This is a genomic window from Spongiibacter sp. (assembly GCF_041602295.1).
Lineage (GTDB): Bacteria > Pseudomonadota > Gammaproteobacteria > Pseudomonadales > Spongiibacteraceae > Spongiibacter.
In genome coordinates, this window is record NZ_JBFIGO010000135.1 from 1 (window position 1) to 6,120 (window position 6,120).

Annotated in this window: 8 protein-coding genes; 6 read left to right on the plus strand and 2 right to left on the minus strand. The window is 60.0% G+C overall.

Going from position 1 to position 6,120, the window contains the following annotated elements; genetic code table 11:
• On the plus strand, positions 1 to 949 hold a 949-nt coding region (locus ABYM29_RS14365), incomplete at its 5' end, for a D-2-hydroxyacid dehydrogenase (protein ID WP_372865475.1).
• Here the strand turns inward: ABYM29_RS14365 and ABYM29_RS14370 are convergent.
• Positions 946 to 1,617 (minus strand): hypothetical protein, encoded by a 672-nt coding sequence (locus tag ABYM29_RS14370; protein WP_372865476.1) that lies wholly within the window; start codon positions 1,615 to 1,617, stop codon positions 946 to 948. The genes ABYM29_RS14365 and ABYM29_RS14370 overlap by 4 nt on opposite strands.
• Positions 1,614 to 2,060: a VOC family protein gene (locus tag ABYM29_RS14375; RefSeq protein ID WP_372865482.1), complete on the minus strand. Its 447-nt coding sequence runs from the start codon at positions 2,058 to 2,060 to the stop codon at positions 1,614 to 1,616. The genes ABYM29_RS14370 and ABYM29_RS14375 overlap by 4 nt, the downstream gene beginning before the upstream one ends.
• 66 nt (positions 2,061 to 2,126) lie before the next feature.
• Here ABYM29_RS14375 and ABYM29_RS14380 point away from each other — a divergent pair, with 66 nt between their 5' ends.
• From ABYM29_RS14380 to ABYM29_RS14400, 5 genes are all read left to right on the plus strand, one after another.
• Positions 2,127 to 2,606 carry a DUF2141 domain-containing protein gene (locus tag ABYM29_RS14380; RefSeq protein WP_372865477.1) on the plus strand — a complete coding sequence of 160 codons (480 nt, stop codon included), beginning with the start codon at positions 2,127 to 2,129 and terminating at the stop codon, positions 2,604 to 2,606.
• A gap of 36 nt (positions 2,607 to 2,642) precedes the next feature.
• A complete protein-coding gene (locus tag ABYM29_RS14385) occupies positions 2,643 to 3,515 on the plus strand; it encodes an NAD-dependent epimerase/dehydratase family protein (protein WP_372865478.1) in 873 nt (290 codons plus the stop codon).
• Positions 3,516 to 3,517: 2 nt separating this feature from the next.
• The gene (locus ABYM29_RS14390; protein WP_372865479.1) at positions 3,518 to 4,312 is read left to right on the plus strand and encodes an SDR family NAD(P)-dependent oxidoreductase; all 795 of its coding nucleotides are present in this window, start codon (positions 3,518 to 3,520) and stop codon (positions 4,310 to 4,312) included.
• 33 nt (positions 4,313 to 4,345) lie between these two features.
• Positions 4,346 to 5,158 (plus strand): hypothetical protein, encoded by an 813-nt coding sequence (locus tag ABYM29_RS14395; protein WP_372865480.1) that lies wholly within the window; start codon positions 4,346 to 4,348, stop codon positions 5,156 to 5,158.
• A 9-nt stretch (positions 5,159 to 5,167) separates the two neighbouring features.
• Positions 5,168 to 6,120, plus strand: a 953-nt coding sequence (locus ABYM29_RS14400) for an MFS transporter (protein ID WP_372865481.1), incomplete at its 3' end; no start/stop codon positions are given.

A 6,120-nucleotide genomic window follows, 5' to 3' on the forward strand; every position in this document is an offset into this window, starting at 1 on the left:
CGACAGCGACAGCTTTTCACCCAACGACCTAAGCTGGCAGGCCCTGCAAAACAGCGTGGACACGGCGACAATTTACCCGCACACCGACGCAGCTGACACCGCGGCGCGTATTGCCGACGCCGAAGTCGTGTTTACTAACAAAGTTGAACTTGGTCCGGCGCAATTTGCCGCAGCAAAAAAACTCCGCTTGGTGGTGGTATTGGCTACCGGCACCAATAACATCGATCTGGCTGCCGCCAGCGCCAGCGGCGTGACGGTGTGCAATAACGTCGGTTATTCCAGCACTGCGCTAATTGAACATAGCGCCATGCTAATCTTGGCGCTCATGCGGCAACTGCCGAGCTACCACACCTCGGTGCAAGCGGGTGACTGGCAGCATCACAATCAGTTTTGCCTGCTGTCGCCGCCGATTCGCCAGCTCAGCGGCAAAACCCTGGGCATTATTGGCTACGGCGCCTCGGGTCGCGGGGTAGCCGACTTCGGCCGGGCAATGGGCATGAATATTCTGGCCTGGCAGTCCCGCCCGGGCAAACAGGCCGAGCAAGACCCTCCGCGCCTGCCACTGACTTCGCTGCTGCCGCGCTGCGATGTGCTGAGCATTCACTGCCCACTGACCGACGCGACCCGCAACTTAATCGACGACCGCGCCCTGCGGTTAATGAAGCCCGACGCGATTATTATCAACACCGCGCGCGGTGGCATCGTCAATGAAGCTGATCTGGCCCAAGCTCTAAACGAAAGCCGGCTGGGCGGCGCCGGCATCGACGTGCTGAGCGAGGAACCGCCGCGGCGCGGCAACCCGCTGTTGGACTGCCGCCACCCCAACCTGATTATCACCCCCCACAATGCCTGGGGCAGCCGCGAGGCACGGCAGGCACTGATCGATCAGTCGGTAGACGTAGTCGCGGCATTTCGCCGCGGCACCCCCATCAATGTCGTCAGTGGCTAGTCGGCGGCCAGCGGCTGCTCAACCAACTCCACCCGCCATTGGCTCTGCGCGTCCTGCTGCCAGTCATAGCGCAGCAGGCGGCCGCTGTCACTCAGCAAGAACTCGCTGCCGGCGCGATACTGATCGCCGCTAAAGCGCCATTTTTCTGCGCGCCTCACCCGGCCCTGCAGATCAATATCGGCAGTGCCCAGATATTGGCAGCGGCGTCGGCTTAACAGCGGCTGGAGTTTTTCCCGCTCGGCCGTTTGCGGGCGAATATCCGGAATCACAATATCGGCCTCGCCACCCAGTTCGGCAAGCTCCTTGATCACCGCGCCCGTGTAGATGCGCATCAAGGGATAGAGAGGCACCGCCGGCGGTATTGCCATGCTCTGCGACTCACCGCCGGCCAGCTGCCACTGGCACAGCCCGCGCTCGCGATCATAGTGCGCCTCAATTACACAGCTAGCCGCCCGCCAGCTGAGGCTGACCCGACTCACCAAATTGCCACGCAAGTTAGCACGGCTGGCAATAATCAGGCCCGAGTCAATGCAGCGCTCACTCTCCAGCCAGCGCTCGCCGGCGGCATCACCGCCCTGCCGCCAGCTCTCGGCTATTGGCTGCAGCTGGCCATTTTTGTAGTAGCGGTACTCACCACGGGCCTGCAGCGGCTCACCAGCGCCAGTCATTCGCTGATTTCTATCAGCTCCAGCAACAATCCGCCGGTGGTGCTGGGGTCGAGATAGACAAGCTTTTTGTTGCCAAAACTGACCGGCCCATCAGGGGTAACATGGCCGGGCACAATACCCTGGTCCGCCAACAGCGCCATCGCCGCGGTCATATCGCTGACCCGCCAGGCGATATGATTCAAACCACCCAGGCCAGAGGGGTAACGCTCTATCACCTCGCGCAGCTGCGGGTCGGTCGCCTCAATCAGCTCAAATTCCGTGTCGCCAACCCGCACAAAGGCAAAGCGACTGGGGCTGCTAACCCCCGCCGGGGGCTCCCAGCGCACCCCCTCAGGGTCGCTGCCATAGACCCGTGAAAAATTGGCCACCGCCTCGTCGAGATCGCTGACCACATGGCCGACATGCTGGATACCCAGCAAGTACTGCTGAAGCGTTGCGCTCATTTTTTCCACGTTTTTCCCCTGCCGCGACTGGCGATGACAAACACAATGTATTAATGTTATAACAATATGCAGAATAAGCAAGCGCCCAGCGCCGCCCATACATTACCCGAGGCCAACACCATGAAAATCGCCCTACTGCTGTTGCTCAACCTGCTGCTGGCACCGCCGGTTCACGCCGACAACGTGCCCCTGAACGTGGTTGTCGACGGCATCGACCAGCCCAGCGGCTGCCTAGTCGTCCAAGTCTACAACGCCGATAACTGGCTGAGCGACCAGCCCCTGCAAAGTCAGTCCCTGCCCCTGCCCGCCGACTACCAACAGGGAGCGCTGAGTATCGCCCTGGAACTGCCAGCCGGCCGCTATGCCTTTAGCGTGTACCACGATGTCGACGGCAACGGCCAAATGAACAAAAACGCCTTCGGCCTGCCGGCCGAGCCGGTCGGCCTGTCAAACCGCCACGTGCCGCGCTTTGGGCCGCCGCGCTACCGCAAGGCCGAAGTCAGCATTACTGCCGATACCGGCAGCATCTACATCACACTGAACTAAAAAGGCCGCAGATTAGCGGTGATTATTGGAGGTCGAATGAAATTTTTTATCTTAGGTATGGGCCACGTCGGCAAGGCACTGGCCAAGCACCTGCGCGCCGAGGGTCACCAGATCACCGGCAGTACCACCACGCCAGCAAAAGTCGAGGGTCTACTCGACTACGCCGATGAAGTCGTCGTACTCACCGGTGCCGAATCAGCCAAAGTGGCCGCCGCCGCTCAGGGCTGCGATGCCATCATTGTTACCGTGGCGCCGAACATCAAAAAAACCCGCACCCGCGAAGAGCGCGAAAGCGAGTATCACAATGTACTGGAAAAAAGCTGCATCAGCGCTGCCGCCGCCAGCCAGCGAGTGATTTTCCTGTCGTCCTTTTCCGTGTATGGCAACGGCGGCCCCGGCGCGGCGCCCATCGACGAGCAGACACCGACCAGCAACCACGAAGAACCGTCCTCGTACTTCTATCAGGCCGCCGAACGCGCCGTACTGAGCTCACCACAAGGCTGCGTGCTGCGCTTTCCCGATATGTATGGCGCCCCCGGCGACATGAGCTTTCCCGAGCGGGTAAAAATGGCGCACAACTTCTTTGATGGCAAAGTGCTGTTTGGCGCCGACGCGCCGCTGTACTGCATTCACTTTGAGGATGTCGTCAGCTCGGTCAAGCACGCCATCGACAAGCAGCTCGAAGGTATTTTCAATGTCTGTGACAACGACAACCTGCCCTACACCAACAAGGAAGTATTCGACGCCATCACCGACGCCGAAGGTCTCAGCCGCCTGGAATACCTCGACATGATTCAGGCCCCCAACCGAAAGATCTCCGCACAAAAAATCTACAACAGCGGCTACCGCGTCGCCCACGGCGACCCCAATGCGGCGCTGGTTAAAGCGCGTCAGAGCGAGGAGGCATAGCCATGGCCGTCATTGTCATCACCGGCAGTAGCAAGGGCATCGGCTTTGGCCTGGCCCGGGAATTTGCCCGCCTGGGCCACCAGGTGATGATCTCGGGCAGCAGCGATGCCAGCGTTGCTGCAGCACTGGAGCAACTAGAGGGCGAGGGCCGCGTGCTCGGCCAAGCGACCGATGTGCGCAGCGAAGAACAGCTGACGGCGCTGTGGCAAAGCGCCACCGAGGCCTTTGGCAGCGTCGACATCTGGATCAACAATGCCGGACTTGCGCGCACTGTGTGGTCGATTGTCGACACACCTAGCGACCAAGTGCAGGCGATGATCAGCACCAATATGCTCGGGACCATCTACGGCAGTCAGGTGGCGGCCAGAGGCATGCTGGCGCAGGGCCACGGCAAGATCTTCAATATGCTCGGCGGTGGCAGCGATGGTGAAAACTTTCCCGGCATGGGGGTTTACGGCAGCAGTAAACGCGGCCTCGACTACTTCACTAACGCACTGATCAAGGAGCTGAAATACAGCCCGCTGATTATCGGAAAAATCCGCCCGGGCATGATTATTACCGAAGGCGTAGTGCGTGAAGCCCGCGCCGACTTCGACAACTTCCAGAAGTCGCGCAAGACGATGAACAATTTAGTCGACACCGTTGATACCGTGGCACCCTGGCTGGCCAAGGAAATCCTCGCCACCAATAAAAGTGGCCGCAAGATTCGCTGGCTCAACGGCGGCAAAATCGCCGCGCGCATGCTGATGAGCCGGATCAAACCGCGGCCAGATCAATTTGAGGCCTTTGGCCTATAACCCCACCCATACAGCCCAATAACAGAGGTTTACATGAGCACCGATACCAAAACCATCGACCAGTTTCTTACTGAAAACCCCGATGTGGATGTCAGCAAAGCCTGGGAGCGCAGCTTTGGCATTCTCACCGACATCAAAAATCGCATAGCCGAGCGCTTCAGCGAGCTAGAACTCGACCCCGACTGCGAGGGCCGAGAATACTACACATCACCTAATGGTGAGTTCGAAGGCTCTATGCAGGCGTGGTCGGGCAAGGGCATTGAATGGCTGGTGAATTCGTGGATCGGCAACCGCAAGGCCAGCATCCTCGACATGAACGCCACTGCCTTCCTCGGCCAGGAAACCGATGTGCCCCACTTCGTTATGGTATTTGGCACCATTCCGAAACTGTTCTTTTACTTCGACCTCATCCCACGCAGCGATATTCGTACTGACGAGGAGTACCTGGACAAATACTACGGCGGCGAAGCCAACACCGACTTCCTGGAACTGCGCGGCCACCCCAACTTCCAGTGGTCGGTCAGTCACGGCCAGTACATGCGTGCGCTGCTGTCACCCTCAGCAATTAGCATGAGCGCTGAGCTCACCGATGAAAACATGGATGTTCTCGAGGACTTTGCCTACCGCTTCCTCAACCGCTGGCTGGGTTGGCTAGACAATGCCCAACCGGTACCCGCCGAAAAGCGCACCGAACTGCAGCGCTACGACCACAAAGTTCGCGAGCTGGGCTACCGCCTGGACCCGATGAACAAACTGGCTGCCCAGGTATTTGGCGAAGATCAGGTAGAAACCATGATCGACGTGCGCATGGGCAAGGCACAGATGGAAAAAAACAAAACCTACTGAGGAAATTGCATGCGAGCCCTTGGCATAGAATTATCTGAGGGCATTCGCCCGCGTCACCTCACGGCCTATCTATTGGCCGCACTGATCTCCTCCGGCTACGCCGGCGCCCTGGCGGTATTGCAACCGGGGCTGCTGGCTACCATGGGCTTTGCCACTGCCGACCAAGCGCAGATCACCGGCCTGCTCGGCGCCGCCCAAGAGGCGGTGCTCATCTTCACCATGGGTTTATTCGGCATCCTCGCCGATCGCATCGGCCGCCGGCCGGTCTATGCCTTTGGTCTGGGCTTTACCGCCCTGGGTTTTTTCGCCTACCCCTTTGCCAACTCCCTCGCCGAGCTGATCGGCTATCGGCTGATTATCGCCCTGGGCGGTGCAGCCATGATCGGCATGATGGTCACCGTGATCGCCGACTACAGCTGCGAGCAAGATCGCGGCAAGGCCAACGGCCTACAGGGGTTGATCGCCACCGTCGGCGCCTTTATTCCGCCAATATTGGGCACTATGCCCGGCGTGTTTGTCAGCCGCGGCCTCACTGAAATTCAGGCCCAGCAAGCCAGTTTCGGAATTGCCGGCGCGATGGGCATTATCGGCACGCTTATTGTGCTGGTCGGCCTGGCGCCGCGCAGCAAGCGGATTGCCACCGCCGTCAAAGAGCCGCTGGCCACGATGTTGCGCAAGGGCCTGGCAGCGGCCAAGGACCCCGGCGTCGCATTGAGCTACTGCGCCGCGTTTATCTCCCGCGGCGACCTGGCCGTCACTGGCGCCTTTATGGGGCTGTGGCTGGTGCAATTTGGCACCCAGGATCTCGGCATGGCGCCCAGTCAAGCGATGCGGGAACTGGCCGTGCCGCGGGTGCTAACCACCGTCAGCGGCGCCATGGTCGGCGCCATTTTGATGGGCTTTATCGCCGACAAAATACGTCGCAGTATGGCGGTCACCCTCGCCGCGGGCCTGGCCTGCGC

Excerpts from the sequence above, each read along its gene's own strand:
- ABYM29_RS14390 (WP_372865479.1), top strand. The coding sequence starts at position 3,518 with ATGGCCGTCATTGTCATCACCGGCAGTAGCAAGGGCATCGGCTTTGGC.
- ABYM29_RS14380 (WP_372865477.1), top strand. The coding sequence starts at position 2,127 with ATGCAGAATAAGCAAGCGCCCAGCGCCGCCCATACATTACCCGAGGCC.
- ABYM29_RS14385 (WP_372865478.1), top strand. The coding sequence starts at position 2,643 with ATGAAATTTTTTATCTTAGGTATGGGCCACGTCGGCAAGGCACTGGCC.
- ABYM29_RS14370 (WP_372865476.1), bottom strand. The coding sequence starts at position 1,617 with ATGACTGGCGCTGGTGAGCCGCTGCAGGCCCGTGGTGAGTACCGCTAC.
- ABYM29_RS14375 (WP_372865482.1), bottom strand. The coding sequence starts at position 2,060 with ATGAGCGCAACGCTTCAGCAGTACTTGCTGGGTATCCAGCATGTCGGC.
- ABYM29_RS14395 (WP_372865480.1), top strand. The coding sequence starts at position 4,346 with ATGAGCACCGATACCAAAACCATCGACCAGTTTCTTACTGAAAACCCC.